At 66.4% G+C, this 26,210-nt stretch carries 22 protein-coding genes; 5 read left to right on the top strand and 17 right to left on the bottom strand.

Annotated features, from left to right (window positions below; genetic code table 11):
* The 4 genes from ACSVDO_RS22235 to ACSVDO_RS22220 form a co-directional block, all read right to left on the bottom strand.
* Positions 1-753: an SDR family NAD(P)-dependent oxidoreductase gene (locus ACSVDO_RS22235; RefSeq protein WP_332536353.1), complete on the bottom strand. Its 753-nt coding sequence runs from the start codon at positions 751-753 to the stop codon at positions 1-3.
* A gap of 28 nt (positions 754-781) precedes the next feature.
* Positions 782-1,660, bottom strand: a complete 879-nt coding sequence (locus ACSVDO_RS22230) for an SMP-30/gluconolactonase/LRE family protein (protein WP_489597248.1) — start codon at positions 1,658-1,660, stop codon at positions 782-784.
* 83 nt (positions 1,661-1,743) lie between these two features.
* Entirely contained in the window at positions 1,744-2,976 is a 1,233-nt protein-coding gene (locus ACSVDO_RS22225; protein WP_489597247.1) for an ABC transporter substrate-binding protein, read from the bottom strand.
* A 172-nt stretch (positions 2,977-3,148) separates the two neighbouring features.
* Positions 3,149-4,795: a long-chain-fatty-acid--CoA ligase gene (locus tag ACSVDO_RS22220; protein WP_489597384.1), complete on the bottom strand. Its 1,647-nt coding sequence runs from the start codon at positions 4,793-4,795 to the stop codon at positions 3,149-3,151.
* A gap of 370 nt (positions 4,796-5,165) precedes the next feature.
* Between ACSVDO_RS22220 and ACSVDO_RS22215 the strand changes: the two genes are divergently transcribed.
* Positions 5,166-5,939: an enoyl-CoA hydratase/isomerase family protein gene (locus tag ACSVDO_RS22215; protein WP_489597246.1), complete on the top strand. Its 774-nt coding sequence runs from the start codon at positions 5,166-5,168 to the stop codon at positions 5,937-5,939.
* A gap of 24 nt (positions 5,940-5,963) precedes the next feature.
* Here ACSVDO_RS22215 and ACSVDO_RS22210 read toward each other — a convergent pair whose 3' ends face one another.
* From ACSVDO_RS22210 to ACSVDO_RS22175, 8 genes are all read right to left on the bottom strand, one after another.
* The gene (locus tag ACSVDO_RS22210; protein ID WP_489597244.1) at positions 5,964-6,965 is read right to left on the bottom strand and encodes an amidohydrolase family protein; all 1,002 of its coding nucleotides are present in this window, start codon (positions 6,963-6,965) and stop codon (positions 5,964-5,966) included.
* Between the two features lie 431 nt (positions 6,966-7,396).
* The gene (locus tag ACSVDO_RS22205) at positions 7,397-8,611 is read right to left on the bottom strand and encodes a porin (RefSeq protein WP_332540296.1); all 1,215 of its coding nucleotides are present in this window, start codon (positions 8,609-8,611) and stop codon (positions 7,397-7,399) included.
* 366 nt (positions 8,612-8,977) lie between these two features.
* On the bottom strand, positions 8,978-10,210 hold the full coding sequence (locus ACSVDO_RS22200) for an acyl-CoA dehydrogenase family protein (RefSeq protein WP_332540295.1): 1,233 nt from the start codon (positions 10,208-10,210) through the stop codon (positions 8,978-8,980).
* 110 nt (positions 10,211-10,320) lie between these two features.
* Positions 10,321-10,974, bottom strand: coding sequence for a DUF5710 domain-containing protein (locus ACSVDO_RS22195; RefSeq protein WP_489597242.1), 654 nt, complete (start codon positions 10,972-10,974; stop codon positions 10,321-10,323).
* Positions 10,975-11,256: 282 nt separating this feature from the next.
* Entirely contained in the window at positions 11,257-12,228 is a 972-nt protein-coding gene (locus ACSVDO_RS22190) for a Bug family tripartite tricarboxylate transporter substrate binding protein (protein WP_489597240.1), read from the bottom strand.
* Positions 12,229-12,252: 24 nt separating this feature from the next.
* Positions 12,253-13,209 (bottom strand): ketopantoate reductase family protein, encoded by a 957-nt coding sequence (locus ACSVDO_RS22185; protein ID WP_489597238.1) that lies wholly within the window; start codon positions 13,207-13,209, stop codon positions 12,253-12,255.
* Between the two features lie 8 nt (positions 13,210-13,217).
* On the bottom strand, positions 13,218-13,970 hold the full coding sequence (locus ACSVDO_RS22180; RefSeq protein ID WP_489597237.1) for a class II aldolase/adducin family protein: 753 nt from the start codon (positions 13,968-13,970) through the stop codon (positions 13,218-13,220).
* A 225-nt stretch (positions 13,971-14,195) separates the two neighbouring features.
* Entirely contained in the window at positions 14,196-14,408 is a 213-nt protein-coding gene (locus ACSVDO_RS22175) for a hypothetical protein (protein ID WP_489597236.1), read from the bottom strand.
* Between the two features lie 78 nt (positions 14,409-14,486).
* On the opposite strand from ACSVDO_RS22175, the gene ACSVDO_RS22170 reads away from it, so the two are divergent.
* Positions 14,487-15,389 (top strand): LysR family transcriptional regulator, encoded by a 903-nt coding sequence (locus tag ACSVDO_RS22170; RefSeq protein WP_332549666.1) that lies wholly within the window; start codon positions 14,487-14,489, stop codon positions 15,387-15,389.
* A 36-nt stretch (positions 15,390-15,425) separates the two neighbouring features.
* Here the strand turns inward: ACSVDO_RS22170 and ACSVDO_RS22165 are convergent, their stop codons facing one another.
* The 5 genes from ACSVDO_RS22165 to ACSVDO_RS22145 are packed head-to-tail and all read right to left on the bottom strand — an operon-like array spanning position 15,426 to position 21,187.
* Positions 15,426-17,693, bottom strand: coding sequence for a xanthine dehydrogenase family protein molybdopterin-binding subunit (locus ACSVDO_RS22165; protein WP_489597234.1), 2,268 nt, complete (start codon positions 17,691-17,693; stop codon positions 15,426-15,428).
* 53 nt (positions 17,694-17,746) lie between these two features.
* On the bottom strand, positions 17,747-18,406 hold the full coding sequence (locus ACSVDO_RS22160) for an N-carbamoylsarcosine amidohydrolase (RefSeq protein WP_489597232.1): 660 nt from the start codon (positions 18,404-18,406) through the stop codon (positions 17,747-17,749).
* Positions 18,403-19,476 carry a 2,5-dihydroxypyridine 5,6-dioxygenase NicX family protein gene (locus ACSVDO_RS22155; protein WP_489597230.1) on the bottom strand — a complete coding sequence of 358 codons (1,074 nt, stop codon included), beginning with the start codon at positions 19,474-19,476 and terminating at the stop codon, positions 18,403-18,405. Before ACSVDO_RS22155 ends, ACSVDO_RS22160 begins: the two co-directional genes overlap by 4 nt.
* A 46-nt stretch (positions 19,477-19,522) precedes the next feature.
* Entirely contained in the window at positions 19,523-20,359 is an 837-nt protein-coding gene (locus ACSVDO_RS22150) for an alpha/beta fold hydrolase (protein WP_489597228.1), read from the bottom strand.
* A gap of 57 nt (positions 20,360-20,416) precedes the next feature.
* Positions 20,417-21,187, bottom strand: a complete 771-nt coding sequence (locus ACSVDO_RS22145; protein WP_332539296.1) for a maleate cis-trans isomerase family protein — start codon at positions 21,185-21,187, stop codon at positions 20,417-20,419.
* A gap of 311 nt (positions 21,188-21,498) precedes the next feature.
* Here ACSVDO_RS22145 and ACSVDO_RS22140 point away from each other — a divergent pair, with 311 nt between their 5' ends.
* The 3 genes from ACSVDO_RS22140 to ACSVDO_RS22130 are packed head-to-tail and all read left to right on the top strand — an operon-like array spanning position 21,499 to position 26,080.
* Positions 21,499-22,656 (top strand): FAD-dependent monooxygenase, encoded by a 1,158-nt coding sequence (locus ACSVDO_RS22140; RefSeq protein ID WP_489597227.1) that lies wholly within the window; start codon positions 21,499-21,501, stop codon positions 22,654-22,656.
* Positions 22,657-22,691: 35 nt separating this feature from the next.
* A complete protein-coding gene (locus ACSVDO_RS22135) occupies positions 22,692-23,204 on the top strand; it encodes a (2Fe-2S)-binding protein (RefSeq protein ID WP_332539292.1) in 513 nt (170 codons plus the stop codon).
* A complete protein-coding gene (locus tag ACSVDO_RS22130; RefSeq protein WP_489597224.1) occupies positions 23,201-26,080 on the top strand; it encodes a c-type cytochrome in 2,880 nt (959 codons plus the stop codon). Before ACSVDO_RS22135 ends, ACSVDO_RS22130 begins: the two co-directional genes overlap by 4 nt.
* Positions 26,081-26,210: the final 130 nt, after the last annotated feature.

Below are 26,210 nucleotides of genomic sequence, written 5' to 3'. Positions count from 1 at the left end.
TCAGATCATGGCGTGGGTCACGCCGCCATCGACCAGGATGGAGGTGCCCGTGACCCAGCTGCTGTCCGCCGAGGCCAGGAACATCGCCGCGTTGGCGATGTCCTCGACTTCGCCCAGGCGGCGCAGCGGCGTGCGCGCGATGCGCACCGCGATCTTGTCGGGGTCCACATTGCCCTTCATGCCCTCGGTGGGCACCGAGCCCGGGCAGACCGCGTTGACGCGTATGCCGCGCGGCCCCAGGTCCACGGCCGAGGAGCGCGTCAGGCCCAGCACGCCGGCCTTGACGCCGCCGTAGACCATGGCTTCGGGCACGCCCAGGAAAGCCGCCGCCGAAGCGATGTTGATGATGCTGCCACCTTCGGTCATGGCCTCCGAACCCACCTGAATGCCCCAGACCACGGAGTTGAAGCCCGTGCCCACCATGCGCGTGAGCATCTCGGGCGTGATCGCCGAGATCGCGCCATAGCGCACCCAGATCGCGTTGTTGACCAGGATGTCGAAGCGGCCATGCGCCTGCTTCATGCCCTGCACCGCGTTGACGAAGGTCTCGCGTTCGGCCACGTTGCCGCCGAACGCCATCGCCTGGCCGCCCTGGGCGCGGATTTCCTCGGCCGCGGCCTGGGCCAGGTCTTCGCGCAGATCGAGCACGCCGACTACGGCGCCGGCCTGGGCCATGGCATCGGCAATCGCCCGGCCTATGCCGCGCGCGCCGCCGGTGATCAAGGCCACTTTGCCTTCGAGCTTGTTGTTCATTGTTGTCTCCTGGTTTTCGTTGATTCGTTCAGGGCTGGTCGGCAAAACGCACTTCGCGCAGTCCGCGCACTCCCGTGCCGTGCACGGCGAACAGCGCACCCGCGTCGGGGTGCTCGTCCTTGAGCGCGTTGCCGCTGTTGCTGATGCTGGTGACGTAGAGCACGTCGAGATCGGGGCCGCCGAAACAGGGGCAGGTCACATGGCGCACGGGCATGTCGATCAGGCGATCGAGCCTGCCGTCGGGCAGAAAGCGCGCCATCTGGCCGGTCTCGACCAGCGCGGTCCACAGGCCGCCTTCGCTGTCGACGGTCGCGCCATCGGCCGCGGATTTGAGCTGCGCGGTATCGACCCAGACCGTGGGCTGGCCGGCGCGGCCGCGCGCGCTGTCGTAGGGGTAGCGCAGGATCTTGCGTGTGCGGCTGTCGGTGTAATAAAGCCACTGCCCGTCGGGACTGAAGCAGATGGCATTGGAAATGGCGAAGCCTTGGTCCAGCTGCTGCACGCGGCCGCGCGCATCGACCTGGTAGAGCGCGGCCAGCGGCTCGTTGCGGCCCATCACCAGCGAGCCGCAGACAAAGCGGCCCGCGCGGTCGCAGCGGCCGTCGTTCAGGCGTATGCGCTCGGCAACATGCGTGACCGCAGCCAGCGGCGTGACTTCACCCGATGCCAGATCGAGATAGCTGAAACCATGGGCCAGCGCGACCAGCAGCCGGCCGCTGTCGCACAGCGCAATCGAGCCTATGGCCGTGGGCAGATGCCACTCGCGGTAATCGCCGCTGGCGGGCACAAGACGGCGCACCAGCTGCGCATGCGAATCTATCCAGTAGAGCGACTGGCTGCGCTCATCCCACAGCGGACATTCGCCCAGCTGGTCGCGCGTGGTGGTGACGATTTCAATACGGGTCATGGCAAAACCTGGGCAAGCGATGGCGCAATGCGCCTGACAAACGGGAAACCGCAGCCCCGGCGCGCAGGCCGGGGCACCTACGCTTACTTCTTCACGAAGTCGCAGCCGCCATCGGCCAGCGGACGGAACACCGACTCGCCCGGGATTTCTTCGCCGATCTTGTAGAGGTCGTTCTTGCCTTTGGATTCGGCCGGGGTCTTGACCTGGATCGCATAGGTCGGACGGATCAGCTGGCCGTCCTCGCGGATCATGGCGTTCTTCATCGAGAAGTCGTTGACCGGCGTGGCCTTCATCTTGGCCATCACCGCCACGCCTTCGTCCGTTCCCGCGGCCTGCACCGCCTTGAGATAGTGCATGGCCGCGCTGTAGGCACCCGCATGGATATAGGTCGGCACCACGCCCTTGTTCTTTTCCATGAAGCGCTTGGCCCAGGCACGCGATTCGGCGTTGCGGTCCCAGTAGAACGGCGCGGTGATCTGCAGGCCCTGGGCCACGTCCAGGCCCATGGCCGAGACGCTGTTGATGGTCATGCCGAACACGCCGACCTTCTGGCCGTTGCGCGCGAGCTTGTACTCGGCGGCCTGCTTCAAGGCATTGGTCAGATCGAGGCCGGCGTTGAGCACGACGATGGCCTGGGCCTTGCTGGCCTGGGCCTGCAGCAGATACGACGAATAGTCGGACGCGCCCAGCGGATGGCGCACCGAGCCCACGACCTTGCCGCCGCCGGCCTCGATGAACTTGGTCGCATCGGCCTGCATCGCGGCGCCGAACGCGTAGTCGACGGTGATGAAGAAGAACGATTTGACGCCCTGCTTGAGCAGCGCCGTCACGCCCGCGTTGGCCAGCTGGTAGGTGTCGACAATGAACTGCACGGTCATGGGCGAGCACATCTTGCCCGTGAGGTCGGAAGAGACCGTGCCGGCCACGAGATACGGCTTTTTCTTCTCCTTCATCATGCTCGACACGCCGAAGGCAATCGACGAAGCCGAGCCGCCGACGATGGTGTCGAACTTCTCGTTCTCTATCCATTGGCGCGCCATGTTGATGCCCACATTGGGCTTGTTCTGGTCGTCGGCCACGGTGACTTCGATCGGCTTGCCCAGCACCTTGCCGCCAAAGTCCTCCACCGCCATGCGCACCGCCAGCGACGAGCCCGGCCCGCCATTGCCCGAATAGGTGCCGGTCTGGTCGGCCATCACGCCTATGCGCACCACGTCATCGCTGATCTGCGCCTGCGCGGGCAGCGCGGCAAGCAAGGCGCTGCCGGCGAGCAGGGCCAGCGCGGACATCCGGGGAATCGAAGGGAAAGCGTTCATGTCTGTCTCCTGGTAGTTATGGAATGCACTGACTGTCTAAAAAATCGGGGGTGAGAAAAACCGTTCGTCCTGAGCCCCAGCCCCGTTCGTCCTGAGCTTGTCGAAGGATGAACGGCCAAGCTCAAGCTTAGGCATGACCTGCCCAATGGCTGGTTCGCCTGGTTGGGTCTTCTCACACCGGATCGGTACTGAGCCGATGCCCCTTGAACTGCTCGCGCAGCTGCGTCTTGAGCAGCTTGCCGGTCGCGGTATGCGGCAGGGCGTCGACAAACACCACGTCGTCGGGCAGCCACCAGCGCGCCACGCGGTCCTGCATGAATTCGGTCATCTCGGCAGCGGTGATGCATTCGCCGGTCTTGGGCACGACGATCAGCAGCGGGCGTTCCTGCCACTTGCTGTGCGCCACGCCTATCACCGCGGCTTCCTGCACCTTGGGGTGGCCGACGGCGACGTTCTCCAGATCGATGGAGGAAATCCATTCGCCGCCCGACTTGATCACGTCCTTGGTGCGGTCGGTGATCTGCACAAAGCCGTCGCTGTCGATCAAGGCCACGTCGCCGGTCGCAAACCAGCCGTCTTCACCCAGCGCCGCACCGGGCTGGCTGCCGTAGTACGCCGACACCACCCAGGGGCCGCGCACCTTGATCTCGCCCACGCTCTTGCCGTCATGCGGCAGGCGCTTTCCTTCGGGGCTGAAGATGCCGACTTCGATGCCGAAGATCGCCCGGCCCTGCCGGGCCTGGATGTCGAAGCGCTTGTCCAGCGGCAGGTCCTGCTGCGACGGCAGCAGATTGCCAATGGTCGCCAGCGGGCTGGTCTCTGTCATTCCCCAGGCCTGGATCACGAAGGTGTCCAGCAGCGTGCCGAATTTTTCTATCATCGCGCGCGGCGCGGCCGAGCCGCCGACCACCACGCGCTGGAGCTTGAGCTGCGATAGGTCGAGCTGCGCGCGCTGGCTTTCGATGTACTGGAAAAAGCCCAGCCACACCGTGGGCACGCCCAGCGAGAAGGTGCAGCCTTCCTTGACCATGTGCGCATAGAGCCGCTCGCCGCTGACACCGGGGCCGGGCAGCACCAGCTTGGCGCCGCACATGGCCGCGGCATAGGGGATGCCCCAGGCATTGACATGGAACATGGGCACGGCCAGCAGCACGCTGTCGCGCGTCGACAGCGCCAGGCCGTCGACCGTGCAGGCGGTCCAGGCGTGCAGCAGTGTCGAGCGATGGCTGTAGAGCACGCCCTTGGGATTGCCCGTGGTGCCCGAGGTGTAGCACAGCGAGGAAGCGGTGTTCTCGTCGAGCGCCGGCCATTCGAAGTCGGGCGAGGCCTGCGCGATCAGGTCTTCATAGCACAGCAGATTGGGCAGGGCGATGTCGGGCAGTTCGCTGCGTTCGCACAGCGCGACAAAGCCCTTGACCGTGGGCAGCTGGTCGGCAATCGCCACCAGTTGATCGGCAAAGCCCAGGTCGAAGAACACATACTCATCGGCCGCGTGGTTGATGATGTAGCTGATCTGCTCGGCAAACAGCCGCGGGTTGACGGTGTGCGACACCGCGCCCATGCCCGCGACCGCGAAATACAATTCCAGATGGCGGTGCGTGTTCCAGGCCAGCGTCGCGATGCGCTGGCCCGGCTGCACGCCCAGGTCCGTGAGGGCGTTGGCCAGGCGCTTGGCGCGCTGGCACACTTCGCCCCAGGTCGTGCGGTAGCTGCGGCTGTCGGAAACGTGCGAGACGATTTCCACCTGACCGTGGTGCGTGGCCGCATGCTCTATGAGCTGCGAGATCAGCAAATCCTGCTGTTGCATCAGACCCAACATCGTCATCAACGCTGCTCCTTCTTGTCTTTTCCGGCGCCGGCCTCAGGGCTGAAAACCTCAGCTCCCGGGGACGCCGTGTCTTGAAATTTTTCGCTTACATGCCGACAGGTAAGTAAGCAAAGGATAGCAGTTTCACCTGCGCAAAACGCTGGCAAAAAAGTCCGAAACCCTAGGGAGAAACATGCTTGCCTAGCGCATTTTTTGCGGGTATTTGCAGGGGCGGGTGCGCCTCTTTTGCATTGCACTCGACTGGCGCCAAGGTGACTTGCGACGGGCCGTATCAGCGGTTAGCATGGCGCATGCACTTACCTTTCGGCAGGTAAAAGCTGACAGTGAACCGATTTGCTGCCCCCACAACAAGGAGACTTTCATGAAACTCAACACCATCACTCTGACCGTCGACGCCGGCGTGGCCGTGGTCACGCTCAACCGCCCGCCCGTGAATGCGCAGAACATAGAGCTGCGCGAGGAAATCACGCGCGTGTTCGACCTGCTTTCCGACCGCGACGACGTGGCCTGCATCGTGCTGACCGGCGCGGGCAAGGCGTTTTCCGCCGGCGCCGACATCCGCGAGCGCCCCAACCTCGCGGGCGTCGCCGGTGCCTACGGCGCGCACAACCGCCGCGTGCGCGAGTCCTACTACGCCGTGGTCGAATGCTCCAAGCCCATCATTGCCGCGATCAACGGCCCGGCGCTGGGCGCGGGCTTCGGCCTGGTGATGGCGTCCGACATCTGGGTCGCGTCCGAAGACGCCTATGTGTCCATGCCCGAGATCAATGTGGGCCTGGCCGGCGGCGTGACCTTTCTGCAGAAAGTCTTCGGCCAGTCGCGCGCGCGCCGCATGTTCTATACCGGAATGAAGGTCTCGGCCCAGGAACTGTACCGCCTGGGCCTGATCGAGGCCTGCCTGCCCGCCGACGAACTCATGCCCTACTGCATGGAGATGGCGCGCGACATTGCCTCCAAGAGCCCGATCGCCATGCGCCTGGCCAAGGAAGCCGCGCGCATGACCCTGGTCATGCCTTCGCGCGACGCCTACCGCTACGAGCAGGGCAATACCGTGGCGCTGTCCAAGACCGAAGACTCCAAGGAAGCCCAGCGCGCCTTCCTCGAAAAGCGCGACCCGGTCTACACCGGCCGCTGAGCACACGCCCGCCCGCGCCCTGCCCTACAACCGGTAGACGCGGGCCGCCGTGCCCTCGAACAGCGCGGCCTTTTCGCCGGCACTCGCGCCGCCGGCCAGGCGCTTGAACGCATTCCACAGCGTCACATAACTGCAGCCCGTCTTGTCCATGGGAAAGTTGCTTTCAAACATGCAGCGCTGCACGCCAAACGCCGCAATGCAGTGCTCTATATAAGGAGCCCACGCACTGGCCAGGACTTGCGAGCCCACGGGCCTTGCGGCTTGATGCCAGCCAAAACCGCAGCGCGGCATGGCCAGGCCGCCGAGCTTGACGACGATGTTCGGGTGGCGGCTCAGCGCCTGCATTTGCGCCTGCCAGTCGTGCAGCACGGCGTCGCGCTGCCCGGCATACGGGCCCACGCCCAGCGGCCCGCCGCAATGGTTGAGTACCAGCGTGGTCTGCGGACAGGAAGCGGCCAGCCGCGCCACGTCCGCGAGCTGCGTGTGATAGACCCAAATGTCGAGCGTCAGCCCCAGCCGCCCCAGCGCGCGCACCGCCTGCTGCACCCGCGGCTGCAGCAGTACCTCGGCATGGCCCGCGCCCAGCGCATGGATGGCCGGGTCCGCATGCCAGGTGGGCCGGCTGCGCAGGCCGCGAAACCGGCCCTGCCCGGCCTGGATATGTTGCTCCAGCACCGGCGTGATCTGGTCGCCCAGCTGCAGATCGGCCCAGCCGACAATGCCGGCGCACATATCGGCACCGCTTTGGGCAGGGCCGCTGTGCTGGACGACATATTCGGTTTCGCCCACAGGCCGCAGCGCCTCGGGGCCATGCGCGCGGTAGTGCGACAGGCATTCGACAAACACCGTCGCGCGCACCGCATGGCCGCTGCCCAGGTCTTGCTCCAGCTGCGCGCGCGCATAGCTGAATTCAGGCGTCTCCCACAGATGGTGGTGGGCGTCGATGATGGGCAAGGCGGGCTCCAGCACTTCTTCCTGGTGCAGGGACAGCCAGTCGGGGTGGAGGTGGGGGAAGTAAGAAGGCATGGAACGAACGGTTGGCAAAAAGCGTTTAACGAACGATTGCGCAAGAGCCTACTCCCCCATTTTTTCTGAGCGGGGTAAGCGAGACGGGGTCTCGCAAGGCGTTCAAGAGAAACAGCGGGCATAAAGAATCCGTTCGTCCTGAGCCTGTCGAAGGATGAACGGCCTGCGCTCAAGTCATGTGGACAGGCCGTTCATGGTTCGACAGGCTCACCACGAACGGGTCACTGTTTTGCCGCCTTTCTCCCAAACCGGCCACCTTCTAAGTTATTGATTTATTTGACAAAACTGCTTCTTGAGAGCCTGCCTCGCCGGCCGCGTCGAAGGGTGAACGGCCTGCGCTCAAAGCATGAGTACGGGCCGTTCATGATTCCATGACCTCACACGGCAAAAAGCCGGGACCCAAGCCCCGGCTCCAACATCAACCCTGCATATCAGAACGCGTGGCGAATGCCCAGATGCAGCGCATCGCTGTTGCCGTTGCTGCCGGGCGCGGCCTGGCTGGTGGCGCCGGTCAGGGCATAGGCCGAGCCGTTGCGGTTCTTCACGCGGCCGTAGTCGGCGTAGAGGCTGGTGCGCTTGGACAGCGCGTAGAGGTAGGCCACGCCGACCTGCGTGGCATCGCGGTTGAGCGGGCCGCGGTCGTTGACATGCACCACCTGGGCCAGCACCGTGCTCCTGCCGAAGGGCACGGCCACGCCCAACGAAGCGCTGCGATCGTCCTGACCGGCGTAATAGCCCACCGTGGGAAAGCCCGCAAAGCCCAGGTTGTTGTCGGCCGCGGCCTGCGTGGCCGGAGTGATCGCGGCGCTGGGGTTCTTGAACATCGCAAACGAGCCGAACACCTTGGCCGCGCCGAAGTCATAGGCCAGGCTGGAGTTGAACCACTTGACGCTGCTGCCGTCGACGATGTGCTTGTGCACGGTGTACGACAGCGCGCCGCTGAGTGCCTTGTTCGCATAGAACAGCGCGGCCGCGCTGCTCGAGCCCGTGCTCGAACCCAGGCCGCTGCCCGGGGCCGGCGAAGTCTCGCCGGGCGCATAGGAGATCTTGCCGATGAAGCCTGCCATGGACGGCGTCTGGTACCAGATGCTGTTGTTGACCCGGCCCGACGCGGGCTGAATGCCCTGCAGGTTGCCGCCGCCGCCCAGACCGAAGGCATCGCCCACGGCCTGCACTTCGGAGCTGATGGCGGTCACGGTGCGGCCCAGGCGGATTTCGCCGAAGTTGCCGGTCAGGCTGACCAGCGCGCCGCGGCCAAAGCCCTTGGCGCCTGCGCCCTGGTTCTGGCCCAGTGTGCCCGAATCGCTGTTGATGCCCATTTCCAGCAGGAAGTTGGCGCGCAGTCCGCCGCCCAGGTCCTCGCTGCCCTTGAATCCCAGGCGCGAGCCGTTCATGTGGCCGCTGTCGACGCGCGTGATGCGGCCGTTGGGGCTGGACACATAGCCCACGCTGGTGTCGATCAGGCCATAGATGCTGACGCTGCTCGACGGCGTGGCGGCCAGGCCGCCCGCAGGGGACGTTATCTGGCGCAGTTCCTCCTTCTGGGCCTGCTGGGCCAGCGCCGGCAAACCGGTGCACAGGGTGGCGGCCAGCGCCAGAGTCAGAGGCGATGGGCGCAGCGCGCGCGATGCATTGAATTTCAACAAGATCTGTCTCCTCGTATGTGTCTGCGTTTTTGCGGGCCTGCAGGCTGCAATGCCCCGAACGCCGCCCAATGTTTACTTGTCGGCCGGCAAGTAATAATAGGAATTCGCGCCGGCTTTGGCTCCAGGGAAAACACGCGTGACCGGCGCGCAACGGCGCGCGCCCACGGCTAACGCCTGCGCGACAGGCATGGCGGTGCGCAGGACTTAGAGGGACGGGAAAAAGGCGGCGGGCAGAGCGCTCGCAGCGCCGGCAGCTCAGGCGCCAGCGTTTTCTGGAGCGGCGCGATGAGGCAAAAAAAAGCCCTCCATGCGGAGGGCAAGAATCTTCAGGACCGCTGTCGCCAGCGGCCCTGCGCGGCTGCCTGATCAGCCGTGCGCGGTGGCCGCGCGCTTGGCCAGCTCGAGCTTGGCGATCGCGTTGCGGTGGACTTCATCGGGGCCGTCGACGATGCGCACGGTGCGCTGGTGGGCATAGGCTTCGGCCAGCCAGAAGTCCTGGCTCACGCCGGCCGCGCCATGCGCCTGTATCGCCCAGTCGACGACCTTGCACGACATGTTGGGCGCCACCACCTTGATCATCGCGATCTCGGCGCGTGCATTCTTGTTGCCCACGGTGTCCATCTTGTAGGCCGCATTGAGCGTCAGCAGCCGCGCCTGGTCGATCATGCAGCGCGACTCGGCAATGCGCTCGTGCCAGACCGACTGCTCGGACAGCTTGCGGCCGAAGGCCACGCGCGCATTGAGCCGGTCGCACATCATTTCGAGCGCGCGTTCCGCGGCGCCTATGGAGCGCATGCAGTGGTGAATGCGTCCGGGGCCAAGCCGGCCCTGGGCAATTTCGAAGCCCCGGCCTTCGCCCAGCAGGATGTTCTCCACGGGAACGCGCACGTTCTCGAGCAGCACTTCCATATGGCCGTGTGGCGCGTCGTCGTAGCCGAACACCGACAGATGGCGCAGCACCGTGACGCCTTCGGCCGCGCGCGGCACCAGCACCATGGACTGCTGCGCGTGGCGCGGCGCGTCGGGGTCGGTCTTGCCCATGACGATGAAGATCTGGCAATGCGGGCTGCCCGCGCCCGACGAGAACCACTTGCGGCCATTGATCACGTACTCGTCGCCTTCGCGGCGAATCGTGCACTGGATATTGGTCGCATCGGAAGACGCCACAGCGGGCTCGGTCATCAGAAAGCCCGAGCGGATTTCGCCGCGCAGCAGAGGCTCTAGCCACTGGTCCTTCTGCGCTTCGGTGCCGTAGCGTTCAATGGTCTCCATGTTGCCGGTATCGGGCGCCGAGCAGTTGAACACTTCGCCCGACCAGGTCACGCGGCCCATGACTTCGCACAGCGGCGCGTAGTCGAGATTGGAGATGCCCGCAACGCCGCGGTACTCGTGCGGCAGGAACATGTTCCACAGCCCGGCCTTGCGCGCCAGCGGCTTGAGCTCCTCGATCAGCGGCGAGACCTGCCAGGCATTGCCTGCACGGCGGAACGCGTCCATTTCGCGCAGATAGCGTTCTTCGTTGGGATAGATGTGTTCGTCAAAGAACGCGTTCAGACGCTGCAGCAGGTCCCGGGTCTTCGCGGATGGTTCAGCAAACATTTTTCGTCCTTGTGGGATTGCGGGTGGCCCCGGCTGGGCCGCCTCGTTGAAAAATATTGGAGCATTGCCGCGACACAAACGGCGTCCCGCACGTGACGGGACGCGCCGGGCTACAGCGCCACCGCCTTGGCTTTCCACTGCATATCGATGCCGGTCCTGAAGTTGCGGATATAGCCGTGGGGCCGGCCTTCGAGATGGGCCACGTAGAACGCGGCTTCGTCGGCGTCCTGGGGCGCGGCGGCACCGACGGGCACGGCCCCTTCCACGCCGATCCCATGGCGCTGGCCGTCCATCACGGGGTGCTCGCCGCTGACCACGCAGCCCATGGCACGCAGCGCGGCGGCGAAGGCTTCGCGCGCTGTCGGCATTGCGCCGGCTTCGTCCTGGTGCGGCTGCCAGCGCGCGAGCTTTTGCCGATCGCAGTGCGGGCCGGCATACCAGCACCTGGCCAGGGGATCCCAGACCGCGCCCGCGGCCTTGGCCGCCTTGCGCTCGCCGTAGGGCACATCGAGATATTCGCGTTCGGGCAGGCGCTGGCGTTCGCGCGCCACGTCGTCGTTGTGGCGCTGCGTCCACTGCGCAAACGGCGCGGCATCGATGCCCGCCGGTACATACCAGGCATGGGCCTGGCGATCCCATTTCGCACCCAAGGCCTTGGCTTGGTCCTTGTGCGCGAAAGGCACCCACAGCAGGATGGCGCGCTGCGCTTCCTGCGACTGCGCCGCGCCGTCGGCGGCGTACTGAGACTTGTTCGGTGGAACCATTTCCATCCCCCTGTCAAAGCAGCGACACTTGGCCTTGGCCGCTTCACCGCGGGCGATCGCCAGGGCCTGCGGGGCGGCTGCCCTTGCGCCATGCTGCACGCAAAAGGCGCAGGCAGTATAGCCAGCGGCATCCGATATAACGAAACCGGCGTGTGCCATGCCCATCCTGATGGGCATGAATTCCGGCGCGCTGAACCGCGGTGTTTTAGCGGCTAAATACCGGGCACAGAGCCAGCCGGGCCCTGTCGCTCCATCCCATGATGGATGGATATGCCCCGGCGTTCACTCCGGCACGATGTTCGCCCGCACGATCACTTCTTCCCATTTCTTGCGATCGGCCTGCATGAACTGCTGAAAGTCGCGCGGGCTGGTGAACTTCGGATCCAGCCCCATGGCTGCAAAGCGTTCACGCGTCTGAGGATCGCGCGAGAGCTTGCGCAGTGACGTGCTGAGCGTGTCGACCACGCTGTCCGGCGTCTGCGCGGGCACGACAAACCCCAGCCAGGGCGTGGCACTGAAGTTCTTCACGCCCGACTCCGCCACCGTAGGCAGGTCCGGCATCGCGGGCGAGCGCGCCTGCGTCGTCACGGCCAGGGGCTGCACACGCCCGCCCTCGAGAAACGGCTTGGCAGCGGCAATGTCGACGAACATGAAACTGATTTCACCGCTGGCGACCGCAGTCAGCGCGGGCACGCTGCCCTTGAACGGAATATGGGTCGCGCGCATGTTGGCGATGCTGGCAAAGAGTTCGCCTTCAAGGTGGTTGGAAGTGCCGCTGCCCGATGAAGCATAGTTGGCGTGCTTGCCGTCGCCGGATTTCAACTCGCGCACCAGGGATGCCACGTCGGGCAACTTTGACTTGGGGTGGACCACGATGATGTGCGGAACATCGGCCAGCAGCGACAGCGGCTTGAAGTGCTTTTCCGGGTCATAGCCGGCCTTTTCCTTGTACAGGCTGGGGCCGATGCCGAACGATGATGCGGCCATGAGAATCGTATAGCCGTCGGGCGCGGACTTGGCCACGAAGTTGGTGGCGATCAGCGTGCCGGCGCCAGGCTTGTTCGTCACGATCACCGGCGTGGCCAGATCCTCCTGCAGCTTGACGGCGATATGCCGGGCCATCACGTCCGATACGCCCCCGGGGGAGAAGGGCACGACGATGGTGATGGGCTTGTCCGGGTACTTCTGGGCATGGGCCGTCGACAGCGCCATCACGGCGCAGGCCCCGAGCAGGTGATGCTGGAATCTTTTCATGCTTGTCTCCTTGGAATTCATTTTTCAAAAACCATCGCTTCTTCTTCGCATCACTCCCCAGACCGCATCGAGCTGGGGCGTGCGGACGCCGCGCTGCGCCGCCAGGTGCACGACGGCACCGAGAATGGCGGACAGTTCCAGCTTTTTCCCACCGAGCGCGTCCTGCAGCATGGAAGTTTTCACGTCTCCGGCCGAGGCCGCCTGCAGCATGCGCTGCTCCACGCTGGTGGACTGCGGCAGGCCCAGGGCACATCCCACGGCCAGCACTTCCGCCATCATCTGCTGCGCCATGGGCCGCAGATAGGCGTCCTCTAGCATCTCGCGCATGCTGGCCTGGGCCAGGACGCTCAAGGGGTTGAACACCGCATTGCCCAGCAGCTTGGACCAGACCATGTCCTGCATCTGGTCGGAGGTGGCGCAGCTCAGTTCGGTGGCATCCAGAAGCTGCGCCAACTGCTGCACGCGCGCGCTCACCGGCCCGCGGGTTTCGCCTAGCACCAGACTGTTGCGCCCGCCCTGCTCGACCACGCCCGCGGCGCGCAAGCGCGCGGGAATGTGCACCACCCCGGCAATGACGGCTTGCAACGGCACCTGCGCATAAAGCTGCTGCCCTGGTCCCATTTCCAGGCCGCCATGGGCGGTATAGAACCACCATGGCACGCCGTTGACCAGCGGCACGACCGGCACGCCGCGGCCCATGGCCGGCGACAGTGTATGCAGCGCGGCGGCCAGGTCGTATTGCTTGACGCAGACAATGATGAAGTCGAAGTCCCAGGCCAGATCGGCGGCATCCACGGCCTGCACCGCGACGCTGGCGCGCGCCTGGCCTTCGGACCACAGGCCCAGGCCCCGTGCCTGGATGGCCTGCAAGGCCTGGCCGCGCGCGGCCAGCGTCACCGCCACGCCGCTGCCGGCCAGGTGCCAGGCCAGCGTGCAGCCCATGGCCCCGGCACCAAAAATGAGCAGCTTGGGGGATCGCATTGCCGGTCTCAGTCCTGGTAGGCCGGCTGCACGCGCTGCAGCATGCGGATCAGCGGCGGCCATTGCTTGGACCGGGAAGGCCGATGCGGCAGATCGAATTGCGCGGCGACCTTGGCGGCGACCTCGTCCGACGCCACGCACAGCGCCAGCCCGCCCGCCTGGGCCGCGATCTGGGCCTGACAGGCACGCTCCAGATAATAGAGCTCGTCAAAAGCATCCGCCACGCTGTCGCCACAGACCAGCAGGCCGTGGTTGCGCAGGATCATGGCCTTGTTTCGGCCCAGGTTGGCGACAATGCGGCCTTGCTCGCCGCACTCGAGCACCACGCCTTCGTAGTCGTGGTACGACAGCTTGCCGTGAAAGCGCATCGCATGCTGGGAGATCATCAGCAGGCCCGCTTGTTGCGCCGACACCCCTATCCCGGCCGCCGTATGGGTGTGCATCACGCAGGCGGCATCGTGGCGCGCCGCATGCACGGCGCTGTGGATCACAAAACCCGCAGGATTGATGCCCAGCCCGGTCGCATCCAGCACGATGCTGCCGCGAAGATCGACCTTGACCAGGTTGGAAGCGGTGATTTCATCAAATGCCAGGCCATAGGCATTGAGCAGGAAATGATCCTCCTCCTCGGGCACCCGGGCGGAGAAGTGGGTGTAGATATGGTCGGTCATGCGATGAATCGCGGCCAGCCGGTAGGCAGCGGCAAGGTCCTGGCGCACCTGCCACTCCGCTGCGGATACCTGTTGTTGTGTCGTGCTCATGGATGTCTTCTGTCTATGGGGTGTTGCAGGGTTTTATGCAGAATGCGGATCTCAAACCGCAGGCGCGCGAATCGGTTTCATCGGCATATTCCCCGGTGAAAGCGGCCATTGCCTGGCATTCATCGCAGCTGAATGGTTTTCAGGCCATGCCTCATTCAAAAGTTCCTTGGCTGTGCGACTGTTCGGGACGAGCGCCCACTCCTTCCTGGCTCAGCTACTGCGGCGTCACATGCCCGCGCCAGGTGCCACGCCCGCACGCCCTGGGCCACCAAGGCAGATCAGAAAGCTGCCGTTTTCAAAACGCGGCCCATAAATTTCCACTTGAATATCAGTTCCGTATTCCTTCAATAATCTCCAGCCGTTCAAATCCAGATCATTGGAAAAATTGTAGAAAATCACCCCGGCTAAATCCAACGAAAGTTGGTGATGGGAATTCATTAGAAATTCTGATAACTTGCCCGCGCGGCGCCCGCCCCTACAATGGCGCGCAACCGCCCTGTCGCCTCCCCGCCCTCCATGCCGCGCCCCAATCTGATTTATGCCGAAACGCTGTGCTGGATCGCCAAGCTCGGCACATTCAGCGCCGCAGCGCAGCGCCTGCACACCACCCAGCCCGCCGTTTCCGCGCGCATGAAGGAGCTAGAAAGCTCGCTGGGCTTTGCCTTGTTTGAAAAGCGCGGCCGCAGAATGGAGCTGACCCTGCCGGCGCGCCATTTCGTGGCTCGCGTCGAGCCCTTGCTGCGCTGCGTGGAGAACGCCTTCAACGATGCCGAGGCGGCCACCAATCCAACGGGAACGCTGCGCATAGGGCTGGGCGAGGTGGGTATGACATGGTTTGGCAAGCTCATTCCCGCGCTGCGCCTGGCATTTCCACGTTTGACCTATGAGATCGAATTGGAACTGGGCATCAAGCTGCAAGAGCAACTCGAGGACGGCACCTTGGACATCGCCGTCGTGGCCAACACCACCAGCAATCCGGCACTGGTCTACCAGTCGCTGGGAACGGCGCCTATGATCTGGGTAGGCGCCAGTGCACTGCTGCGTGGGGCCGACGGCCGGCCCCGGCCACTGGCTGCGCTGCTGACGCAGGAGCCGCTATGGTGTGTCTCCAAGCCTTCGGACTACTTCACGCTGGCCCACGGCCAGCTGCGGGAACGGGGTGCGAACATGGCCAACCTGTCCACCTGCAACAAGCTCAAGGGCCTGGTCGACATCGTGATGGCGGGAGGCGGAATCTCCCTGCTGCCCCAGGCCATGGTCAAGGATGCGATCGCGCTGGGTGCGCTGGCCCCCTTGCCCGCCACCATGCCCGGCCAGAACCTGGATTTCTCGCTGGCGACGCACCGCAACCAGAACCAGAGCAGTGTGATACGTCTGGTGGAAAAGCTGCTGCAACTGTCACGCACGGTTCCGATCTGAGCGCCCGGCCCTGACTTCGAGGCTTGCGTCCGGCCTTCAGGCGGCCAGCAGCCTGCGCACCGCATCGGGCGTGAACGGCGCGGCATAAAAACGCTTGCCGGTCGCGTCGAACAGCGCATTGGCGATCGCCGCCGGGCCGGGCACCGACGCCGATTCGCCCGCGCCCATGGGCGGTTCGTCCTGGCGCGGCATCAGCAGCACTTCGATGTCGGGCAAGGCCTTGAAACCGATGATGGGATAGGTGCCCCATTCGCGGCTGCTGACGCCGGACGCGTCGAACGCGACTTTCTCCATCAGGCTGCGGCTCAGCGTCTGGATCACATTGCCGTGGATCTGGTGGCGCACGCCGTCGGGGTTGACCATCATTCCCGTGTCCTGGCCCACGACCAGTCGCGTGACCTCGATGCGCCCGCTGGCCGGGTCGACGCGCAGATCGATGACCCAGGCCGCCCAGGCCGCGCCAAAGCCCGGAAAGCGGCTGTGCACATAGCGCGCATAGGCCACGCCGCGGCCATGCAGCCAGCCGTCGGCCGCGGGCCGGCCGCGGCTGCCCCGGGCGCCGCGCTGCCAGTCCGCATGCCGGGCCGTGGCCTGCAGCAGCTCGCTGGCACGGCTGTCGTCAAGATGGCGCAGGCGGAAATCGACCGGGTCGGCTGCGGCCGCCTGCGCGAGCTCGTCAATCATGCAGTCGTGGGCAAACGAATTGGGCAGGGCCGAGACGCCGCGCAGCCAGGACGAGCGCACCAGCGGCGCCATGTCGTGGCTGGCAATGCGCTGATCGCGGTAGCGATAGGGCGGCACGGCCGTGCGGTCGCCCATCTCCAGCGTGCGCGGCGCGCCGGCCACGCGGCCCGTGAGCAGCAGCGCCAGCAGGGGCGCGTCGTTCGAGGGGTAGCGCACGGCAAAGTCATAGGCCAGCAGCTCGCCGTCGGCGTCCATCGCCGCGGCCACATCCATCAGCTGGCCCGTGCCCTTGGGCTCCCACTGGTGCTCCTGCTCGCGCGTGAGCTGCACGCGCACCGGCGCGCCCACGGCGCGCGCCAGCAGCGCGGCGTCGGCGCAGACATCGTCGGCGCAGTTGCGGCCGTAGCAGCCCGCGGCTTCGAGCCGCACGATGTCTATGCGGCCTTCTCCCAGCTGCAGCAGCCGGTCGAGGTCGGTGCGCAGCATGTGCGGGTTCTGCGTTCCGGCCCACACGGTAAGCCGGCCCTGCTGGAAGTCGGCAACCGCGCACGACGGGCCGATCGAGGCATGCATTTGGTAGGGCCAGACATAGCTGCGCCGCAGATGCGTGGTGGCGCTGGCAGCGCTGGCGTCCACATCGCCGCTATCGACCAGCGCCCGGCGCTGCGCGGGGTTGGCGCGCAGCGCGGCTTCCAGGTCGCTCAGATCGGGTGCGGGCGGCACGCTCTTCCAGTGCACGCGCAGCGCGCGCATTGCGGCAATCGCCTGCTCCTCGCGGTCGGCGACCACGCCGACAAAATCGCCTTCGACCACCACCTCGACCCGGCCCGGCAGATGGGCGACCGACGTGCGGTCCACATCGATCAGGCAATGGCCTATGAAATCGCCGCCGTCGCGCCCCGGGTGCGGCGGGCGCAGCACGCGGCCGTGGCGCATGCCGGGAACGCGCACATCGTGCACGAAGCTCAGCTCGCCCGTGGCCTTGGCGGGGATGTCGACGCGCGCCGCGCCCTTGCCCACGAGCCGGTACTCGGATGCGGGCTTGAGCTTGACGGGCTGTTCGGGCGCGGCCAGCGTGAGCTGGATCTGCCGGCCCTGCAGCAGTTCGCCATAATCGAGAACGCGCGCGTCAGCGCCATCGGCAAAGCCAATGCATCCGTCGCGCGCGAGCAGCTGCTCGGGCGCCACCGCCCAGCGCTGCGCGGCCAGCGCCAGCAGCTGCTCGCGCGCCTGGGCCGCGGCGCGGCGCAGCGGCACGGCGGAAATCTGTATGCTGGCGCTGGCAATCGTCGGCCCCTGGTTCGGCGCGGCCGCCGTATGGCCCAGCACCATCTCCAGCCGCTCCAGCGGCACTTCGAGCTCCTCGGCGACGATCTGCGCCAGCGCCGTGCGAATGCCCGTGCCCAGATCCACATGGCCGTTGAAGGCCAGGGCGCGCCAGCCCTGCTCCGCGGCCAGCAGCGCGACAAAGATTTCGGGCGTGGGCTGCACATAGTCGGAAGCCGTTCCCGGCTGGCCGGGAATCGGGCGCGGCGGCGCGACCGGCGCGCGCACCACCAGCAAGGTGCCGGGGCGGCTAAGCAACTGCTCGTGCAGTACGGGGGGCTGGGGCAGGGTCATGGCGGGCTACAAAAGAAAATCATGGCATGCGGGCAGGCCCGCATGCAGACCGATCAACGCGACAGCGATTTGGTTTCGGCAATCGCCTGGGACAGCGGCATCACGGCCGCGTATTTTTGCGCCATGTCAAAGAGATTGGCTTCATGCGGGCCAATCGCGCGGTCGCCGCAGCAGTCGGCAACGACCAGCGGGCGAAAGCCCGACTGCATGGCATCGACCACGCTGGCGCGCACGCAGCCGCTGGTCACGCAGCCCGCGACCAGCAGCGTCTGCACGCCGCGCTGCGCCAGCCAGGGCGCGAGCATGGTGCCGAAGAACGCCGACGGCGTGCTCTTGCGCACCACATACTCGCCGGCCGCGGGCGCAAGTTCAGGCACGATGGCGCTGGCCGGGCTGTCTTCCTTGAGCGTCAGCATGCCCGGCACCTTGAGGCAGAAGACATTGCTGTCGGCGTCGTCGTCGGAGAACACGATGCGGCTGTGCGCCACGGGCCAACCCTGGGCGCGCGCATGCGCCAGCAGTTCGCGCGTCTGAGCTATGGCTTCAGGAATGTTGCCGCCACCAAACACCGCCGGATCGGCAAAGCCGTTGACGAAGTCGATGATCAGCAGGCCGAACGGCGCCTTGAGGGGCAGCGGCGTGCCAAAGCCCTGGCGCGCATAGGCGGAAATGTCACCCGACACGCCTTCGGTGGGAATCCGTTGTTCTGTCATGCGATCTCCTTGCGGCGCGCAGCGCGCGCCAATCCTGGTTCATCCTGTACCACGCCCTCGATCACCATGGCCTGGCCGTCGAGCGCCACACTGCAGTGGCGCATGGGAATGTCGATATGGCAGGCCGTGGTGCGGCTGCCGCCGGCTTCGTTGTTCGGCCCCATGGACCAGAGGAAGTTGCCTTCGAACGCGCGCGCGTCCATGCCGATATGCGTTTCCTTGTTGTAGTGCGCAAGCATGGCCCACTGGGCGCGCGGCTGCAGCCCCCAGCCCACATGCGAGACCGCATAGGCTTCGGGGTCCTCGTACGAGGCCATGTATTCCTTGAGGATCTCGGCCTGCAGTCCGCCGCTGATGCGCGTCACGAAGCCCTTCTCTATCACCAGCTCTATGGGCTCGGTCACATAGTCCTTGAGCGGCAGCAGGATGTCGCCGCGGTCGAGCACCACGCGGCCGTTGCTTTCGCCTTCGTTCGGCCATGTCAGCACGAAGCCGCTGGGCCAATGGTCCCAGCGCCCGGGTTCGTCGACGAAACCGTATTCGCTGATCGCCGGAAAATTGCCGAGTTCGCAGCGCAGGTCGGTGCCGGCCTTGGAGGTAATGTGCATCTGGCGCGCGGCCGCGATGCGCTGGGCCGCAGCCTGCACGCGCGTGCGGTCGGCGGCCGTGGGCACGAGACGGCACAGCACTTCGGGCGGCTCTATCGCCAGCAGGATCTTGGTGCCCGACTGCAGGATGTCGTGCTGTTCGGGCGAGAACAGCAGCGTCATCAGGTCGAGCACCAGATCGCTGGCCTTGAGCGCGGCAATCGCCGCCGGGTTGCCGGTGAGCGGTGTGGTGCCCAGATAGGCGAGCGCATCGCGGCTCAGCGACTTCTCGGCGTTGACGGGCGGCAGATCAAGGCGGTTGACGCGCGCGCCCATTTCGCTGGACGCGGCGATCGCGCAGCGCAGCGTCTGCGGGTGGGTGTCGGCGCCGGTGAGCACCGTGACGATCTGGCCGGGCGCTAGCCGGGACAGCGCCAGCACCTGCTTCCAGGCGTGGATCAGATCGATATCGCTGACGGACATGGCGTGCTCCTTGTCATGGGGGAAAGCAAAGGACGGAACAAGGCGATCAGTCGACGCGCGCGCCGAGGAAGTCGCCGAGCGCGGCGTAGAAGCCGGCCTCGTTGTCCCAGGGAATCATGTGGCCCGCGCCGGGCACGCGCACATGCGCGGTCTGCGGCGCCAGGCCCTGCCATTCGGCGACGTCGGCGTCGCGCACCACATCGCCGCGCTCGGCCGTGACCAGCAGCAGCGGCTGGGCCAGGTGGGGCAGATCGGCATGGACATCGTCGCGGCCGAAGTCTTCGAAACTTTGCACGATGGCCGGCTCATGGCAGGTGTGCAGCCACTGGGCGCGCAGCTGGCGCTGCTCTTCGGTCCAGGTCGGGCAGAACGCGCGCATCTGTTCGGCGTTCATTCCCAGCGTCGCCTGGCGGATCGAGTCCACGTACCACGGCAGGGCCGCGGGATAGGCGCGCCGGCCCGGACCCGACACCGGCGGATCGACGATCACCAGGCGTGTCAGTCCTTGCGGCTGGGCGCGCGCGGCGCGCACCGCGATGCGTCCGCCCATCGAATGCCCCATCAGCGCATAGCGCGTGAGGCCCAGCGCCTGGGCGAACGCATTGACGTCGGCCGCCTGGGCGTCCAGGCCGTAATCCAGGCCCGGGCCCGACGCCGACAGGCCGCGGCCGCGCACATCGAGCACATAGGTATCGAACTCGCGGCCCAGATGTTCGGCGACAAAGCCCCAGGTCACGGCCGGGCTGGTGATGCCGGGAATCAGGATCACGGCGTCACGTTCGGCGCGTGCGCCCGCGCTGCCGCCATAGCGCAGATAGTGCTGGCGAATGCCGTTGGCCTGGACCTGGCCGCCGTAGAGATAAGTGCTGGAAGTTGTGGACATGGATGTGCTCGGCAAAAGTGCGATGGCATAAAAGCCGCCCGGGGGCGGCCGCGGCGTTCAGGCCTTGGCGTAGGGATAGGCGCCCGACAGCAGCGCGCCCGCGCCCGGCACCACGGGGTCCAGGCCCAGTTCCTTGAGGATGGCGTAGGTGGTGGCAATCGAGGCCGTGAGCACCGGCTTGCCGGTCTCGGCTTCGACCTGGGCCACGGCCGCCAGCGAAGGCATCTGCACGCAGGCCGACAGCACGATCACGTCGGCGTCGCCGTAGTCCATGCCGGCGACGATGCCGGGCAGGCGTGCGGGATCGTGGCGACCGACATCGAGGTTGTCGGGAATCTCCAGCGCGCGCCAGTCGACGACTTCAAAGCCTTCAGCCGCGATGTAGTCGCGCACCAGCTGGGTCAGCGGCAGCATGTAGGGCGCGACCAGCGCGATCTTCTTGGCCTTCATCACCTTGAGCGCCTCGACCAGCGCGCCCGCGCTGGTGATCACGGGAGCGGTCGCGCCGTTGCTGGCCGTGCATTCGGTCAGGCGCTTTTGCGACACGCGGTGGTAGCCATGGCCCATGGCCATGATCGCCACCAGGCAGGCATAGCCGAGCACATCGACGCGCGCATCGCTGAGCTCGAGCGCGCAGCGGTCGCTTTCGGCGTCCATCGCGGCCAGCTCTTCCTTGACCACTTTCTTCATGCGCATGCGGCTCGAGTGGAAGGTGAAGCGGTCCTCGGGACGCAGCAGCGAATGGGCTTGCAGCATGGCCGGCACTTCGGTCTCCATGGTGGTGTTGGAGCTGGGAACGATCTGGCCGATACGGTAGGTCTTGGTCATGGTCTGGGCTTTCAGGGGATAGATGGAAAGATACTACTTAATAAAGCGTATACGCTCAATAGTGCAAAACCCGTGCCCAGCCAAAATTCAACCTCCTCGGCGATAAATCGTTGATTTGGTGCGGACATGCACCATTAAATTGCGCGGGACTAGGTAGAAATCCTCTCCTTGGTGCATTGCGCTTGGACGAAAAATAGAGCGTACACACGCAAAAAAGCTTTTTCCAGGGTTGGCACGGAAACTGCTCAACCAGGGCAATGACAGGCTGCGGCCGCATGTGCTTTTCTCTCATTTCAGCAAGGAGTTCTCAAGTGTCTCAATCCCCCCGTATCGCTGTGGTCGGTGCCGGCCTAGGCGGCGCCGCCGCCGCCAAGCTGCTGCTCCAGGAGGGCTTCAACGTCCGCGTCTACGAACAGTCGCCGAGCTTCTCGCGCCTGGGTGCCGGCATCCATGTCGGGCCCAACGTGATGAAGATCCTGCGCCGCATCGGCATAGAGGACGCGCTCAACGCCCAGGGCTCGCACCCCGACTACTGGTACAGCCGCCACTGGCAGACCGGCGACGTGATGGCCCAGATTCCGCTGGGCGACTTCGCGGTCAGGAACTATGGCGCGTCCTATCTGACCGTGCACCGCGGCGACTTCCACGCGCTGCTGATCGACACCCTGCCCGACAGCGTCATGGCCTATGGCAAGAGCCTGACCCAGGTCGAGGACCGCGGCGACGTAGTGGTGATGCACTTTGCCGACGGCACGACTGAAGAGGCGGACATCGTGATCGGCGCCGACGGCGTGAACTCGCGCATCCGTGAAGAGCTGCTAGGCGTGGAGCCGCCCAAGTACGCGGGCTATCTGGCCCACCGCGCAGTGTTTCCCACGCCCGAAGTCAAGGCCGGCATGCTGCCGTTTGACGCCTGCGTGAAGTGGTGGAGCGAAGACCGCCACATGATGACCTACTTCGTCACCGGCAAGGCCGACGAGCTGTACTACGTGACCGGCGTGCCCGTCGAGCAGTGGGACCTGGGCGACCGCTGGCTGCCCAGCAGCAAGGAAGAGATGCGCGCCACGTTCGACGGCTGGCATCCCACGGTGCAGGCGCTGATCGACGCCACCGTGGAAGTCACCAAGTGGTCGCTGCTCGAGCGCGATCCGCTGCCGCTGTGGAGCCGCGGCCGGCTGGTGCTGCTGGGAGATGCCTGCCACCCGATGAAGCCGCACATGGCCCAGGGCGCGGCCATGGCCATCGAGGACGGCGCCATGCTCGCGCGCTGCCTCAAGGAAGTCGGCGCCCACAACCACGAGCTGGCGTTCGCGCTCTACGAAGCCAACCGCACGGAACGCGCCAGCAAGGTACAGCGCATTTCGCACGACAACACCTGGCTGCGCACCAATGAAGACCCTGCTTGGTGCTTCGGTTACGACGTGTTCAATGCGCCCCTGGTCGATCCCAAGGTGAAGATCGCGGCCTGACCGCCCTGGCGCCCACCCACGAACCACCGCACAAAATGGCCACCACCTCTTCCTCCAGCCCCCTGCAACTGCGCGTCAACGGCCGCGACTGCACGACGGCAGCAACGCCCGACACGGCCTTGCTTTATGTACTGCGCAATGACCTGGAGCTCAACGGCCCCAAGTACGGCTGCGGTCTGGGGGAATGTGGTGCCTGCACGGTGCTGATCGATGGCGTGGCCGCGCGCTCCTGCGTGATTCCGGTGCGCGCCGCGCAAGGCCACGAAGTCACGACGCTCGAAGGCCTGGGCTCGCGCGCCCAGCCCGGCCCCACGCAACAGGCCTTCATCGACTGCCAGGCAGCGCAATGCGGCTACTGCCTCAACGGCATGATCATGACCGTCGAGGCGCTGCTGCGGCGCAACCCCGACCCCACCGAAGCCCAGCTGCGCAATGAGCTGAGCCACAACCTGTGCCGCTGCGGCACGCATGTGGAAATCATGCAGGCCGCGCTGCGCGCTGCGCGCCTGCGCCAGGCCCAGTCCGCCCAGACCGGGGGCGCGCAATGAGCCTGTCCCCGCACACCAACGCCGCCACGCCCGCGCTGCCCGCCGAGCTGCTGCACGGCCTGGCGCTGCGCCCGCCGCAGGCGCGCTGGAACGGCCTGCGCTACCAGGGCAGCGAACTGGTCAGCGCCGAACTCGCCGCGGTGCGCGCCATGACCGGCGTGGTCGCGGCCGTGCAGCAACAACATTTTCTGGGCGTGGTCGCGGCCACGCCCGCCCACGCACTGCAGGCGGCCAGCAGCCTCGCGCCTGTCTGGCATGTGCCCGACAGCGCCCCACCGCTGACCGCACACAGCGCGCCCACAGCGCAATATGTCTGGCAGATGGCGCACGCGCCGCGGCACGGCGCGGCCCAGGTCGTGGTCTGGTGCCTGGCCGAGCAGGCCAGCATCTGGCTGCCGCCCTGCAGCGCCCAGACCCTGCGCACGCTGCGCCGCGAACTCGCCGCGCTGCTGCAACGGCACGAAGCCGCGCTGCAACTGATCAGCCCGGCAATCGCCGCCGGCGCGGCCGAGCCGCTGCAGCTGCTGGACCTGCTGGACGCCGCGGCCGACGCCGCCTTGCTGTCCCAGGCCGTGCGCCGGCCCGTCAGCGTGCCCTGCCAGTCCGGCAGCGCCCAGGCCCCGCTGGTACTGTGCGTGCCCGCAGCGTCGCCATCGACCGACTTGCAATTGCCGGCCATGGCCGCGCCCGCCGCGACCCTCACTTCGGATGCCCCCTGGTCCGTGCGCCCCAGCCTGGCGCGGCTGCTGAGCCAGCCCGAACTGGCGCGCGCCTCGGCCCAGGCCAGCGTGCGCGACGCAGGCACGGTGCAGGCGGTCAAGACCCCTGCCATTGCCCGGAATGCGGGCGTGCAGGACCTCAACGCCGCCCAGGTGTTCGCCCAGGAAAGCCTGTGGCATGAACAGGCGCTGGCCCAGGGCCTGGATCCGCTGGCCTTTCGCATCGAGCATCTGCAAGGCCGGGCGCAGGACCTCGCCCGCCAGGTCGCCGAGCGCGCGCAGTGGCATGGCAAGCAGCAGGACTTTGCCCAGACCGGCGCCGACGGCCGACTCCATGGCCGCGGTTTTGCGACCGCGCAGTTGCAGACGCTGGACGCATCGGGCGCGGACCGCCTGGTCTGGAGCGCCTGGGTCGCCGAAGTCGCCGTGCATCCGCAGACCGGAGCGATCGAAGTCACGCGCGTGGTCGCGGGCCACGACAGCCAGCAGTTGCAGGCCGCGCAGGCCGCAACGCTGCGCCCCGAAATCCAGGAGCAGGACCCGCAGCTGCTGGCCAATGCGCGCCAGCTGCTGGGCGCGGCATCGGCATTCGACGACTGGAACAGTCCGCGCGACGCGGCCCATGGCCTGGTGCTGCGCTCACCCTGCGCCGATCCAGCCCTGCTGCCCGAAGGCAGCCTGATAAAGCAAGGCCGGCTGGACCTTGACGGTGTCGAGACCCTGCCCGCGGCCGCGGCCATCGCCAACGCGATTGCGCATGCGACCGGAGTGCGCCTGCGCGAAGTGCCGTTCGATTCCGAGCAGCTGCGCCGCGGCCTGGCCGCGCCCGAGTCCGGCGCCGCGCTGGGTAAACGTCCCTGGGGCTGGCTGGCCGCGGGCGCCGTGGGCGTTGCCGGCCTGGCCGCCATGGCCTGGCCGCTCAAGCCCGCGCTTCCCCTGACTTCGGGCCCCGACGTGACACTTTATTCCGCCCAGGCCATAGAGCGCGGCCGGCTGGTCGCCGCCGCGGGCGACTGCGTGGTCTGCCATACCGCGCCCGGCGGCGCGGCCAATGCCGGCGGCTTCGGGCTGGAGACGCCGTTCGGCACGATCTACTCGACCAATATCACGCCCGACAACGAGACCGGCATAGGCCGCTGGTCGTTTGCCGCGTTCGAGCGCGCGATGCGCCAGGGAATCCATCAGGATGGCCGCCAGCTCTATCCCGCGTTCCCGTACACCGCGTTTGCCAAGCTCAGCGACGGCGACATGCAGGCGCTCTATGGCTATCTGATGGCACAGGCGCCCGTCAAGGCCCAGGCGCCGCAGACACAGCTGGCCTTTCCCTACAACCTGCGCACGGCCATGGCCGGCTGGAATGCGCTGTTCCACGACGCCACGCCGTTCAAGCCCGACCTGGCGCGCACGCCCGAGTGGAACCGCGGCGCCTATCTGGTCGAAGGCGCAGGCCATTGCGCGGCCTGCCATTCGCCGCGCAATGCGCTGGGCGCAGAAAAGACCGGCATCCATTACCTGGGCGGCGGCGAAGCCGAAGGCTGGAAGGCGCCGGCGCTCAACCAGCTGGCCGAAGGCCAGCGCCCCTGGACGCGCGACACGCTCTACCAATACCTGCGCAGCGGCTTCTCGCCGCAGCACGGCGTCGCCGCCGGCCCCATGGCGCCCGTGATCCACGGCCTGGCCGAGCTGCCCGACAGCGATCTGCGCGCGATCACCACCTATCTGCTGGAGCTGCCGAATGCCAAGCCGGCCGCTGCCGTGCAGGCCGCGCCCGCCGCGGCTGCACCTGCAGTGGCGCCTGCCCCCGCGCCGGTCTATGCCCAGCATGCCAACGGCGAGCGCATCTACCAGAACGCCTGCGCGGTCTGCCACGAAGCGGGCAGCGGCCCCACGCTGTTCGGCGCCAAGCCCTTGCTGGCGCTCAACACCAACCTGCATGCGGCCACGCCCGACAACCTGGTGCAGGTGATTCTGCACGGCATCCAGTCTCCGGCGAATGAAGCGCTGGGCCATATGCCGGCATTCAAGGACAGCCTCGACGACGCCCAGATTCTGGATTTGACTGCTTACTTGCGTGAACGTTTTGCTCCGGAGGAAAAAGCTTGGCCCCATGACACGACGGCGATCAGCAAACTGCGCGCGGCCGCCGCGACGCATTGAAAACCATGAAAAAAATCACGCGGAAACCGGCCCCGGCCTGGAATCCATTCTTGGCCACCCATGAGGAGCTCCGGCAAAACAGCCCATCGCATTCAATCTGGACCAGCGCTAACTCCCTGACGGCTGCAAA

It is taken from the genome of Comamonas sp. DB36 (genome assembly GCF_057914905.1).
Note: the sequence above shows the minus strand (reverse complement) of the source record. Positions and strands in the feature narration are given on the sequence as shown.

Coding starts and splice junctions, on each gene's coding strand:
- ACSVDO_RS22170 (WP_332549666.1), top strand. CDS start 14,487: ATGCCGCGCCCCAATCTGATTTATGCCGAAACGCTGTGCTGGATCGCC.
- ACSVDO_RS22200 (WP_332540295.1), bottom strand. CDS start 10,210: ATGTTTGCTGAACCATCCGCGAAGACCCGGGACCTGCTGCAGCGTCTG.
- ACSVDO_RS22225 (WP_489597247.1), bottom strand. CDS start 2,976: ATGAACGCTTTCCCTTCGATTCCCCGGATGTCCGCGCTGGCCCTGCTC.
- ACSVDO_RS22145 (WP_332539296.1), bottom strand. CDS start 21,187: ATGACCAAGACCTACCGTATCGGCCAGATCGTTCCCAGCTCCAACACC.
- ACSVDO_RS22135 (WP_332539292.1), top strand. CDS start 22,692: ATGGCCACCACCTCTTCCTCCAGCCCCCTGCAACTGCGCGTCAACGGC.
- ACSVDO_RS22155 (WP_489597230.1), bottom strand. CDS start 19,476: ATGTCCGTCAGCGATATCGATCTGATCCACGCCTGGAAGCAGGTGCTG.
- ACSVDO_RS22210 (WP_489597244.1), bottom strand. CDS start 6,965: ATGCCTTCTTACTTCCCCCACCTCCACCCCGACTGGCTGTCCCTGCAC.
- ACSVDO_RS22150 (WP_489597228.1), bottom strand. CDS start 20,359: ATGTCCACAACTTCCAGCACTTATCTCTACGGCGGCCAGGTCCAGGCC.
- ACSVDO_RS22180 (WP_489597237.1), bottom strand. CDS start 13,970: ATGAGCACGACACAACAACAGGTATCCGCAGCGGAGTGGCAGGTGCGC.
- ACSVDO_RS22175 (WP_489597236.1), bottom strand. CDS start 14,408: ATGAATTCCCATCACCAACTTTCGTTGGATTTAGCCGGGGTGATTTTC.
- ACSVDO_RS22185 (WP_489597238.1), bottom strand. CDS start 13,209: ATGCGATCCCCCAAGCTGCTCATTTTTGGTGCCGGGGCCATGGGCTGC.
- ACSVDO_RS22220 (WP_489597384.1), bottom strand. CDS start 4,795: ATGTTGGGTCTGATGCAACAGCAGGATTTGCTGATCTCGCAGCTCATA.
- ACSVDO_RS22235 (WP_332536353.1), bottom strand. CDS start 753: ATGAACAACAAGCTCGAAGGCAAAGTGGCCTTGATCACCGGCGGCGCG.
- ACSVDO_RS22195 (WP_489597242.1), bottom strand. CDS start 10,974: ATGGTTCCACCGAACAAGTCTCAGTACGCCGCCGACGGCGCGGCGCAG.
- ACSVDO_RS22160 (WP_489597232.1), bottom strand. CDS start 18,406: ATGACAGAACAACGGATTCCCACCGAAGGCGTGTCGGGTGACATTTCC.
- ACSVDO_RS22230 (WP_489597248.1), bottom strand. CDS start 1,660: ATGACCCGTATTGAAATCGTCACCACCACGCGCGACCAGCTGGGCGAA.
- ACSVDO_RS22165 (WP_489597234.1), bottom strand. CDS start 17,693: ATGACCCTGCCCCAGCCCCCCGTACTGCACGAGCAGTTGCTTAGCCGC.
- ACSVDO_RS22215 (WP_489597246.1), top strand. CDS start 5,166: ATGAAACTCAACACCATCACTCTGACCGTCGACGCCGGCGTGGCCGTG.
- ACSVDO_RS22190 (WP_489597240.1), bottom strand. CDS start 12,228: ATGAAAAGATTCCAGCATCACCTGCTCGGGGCCTGCGCCGTGATGGCG.
- ACSVDO_RS22130 (WP_489597224.1), top strand. CDS start 23,201: ATGAGCCTGTCCCCGCACACCAACGCCGCCACGCCCGCGCTGCCCGCC.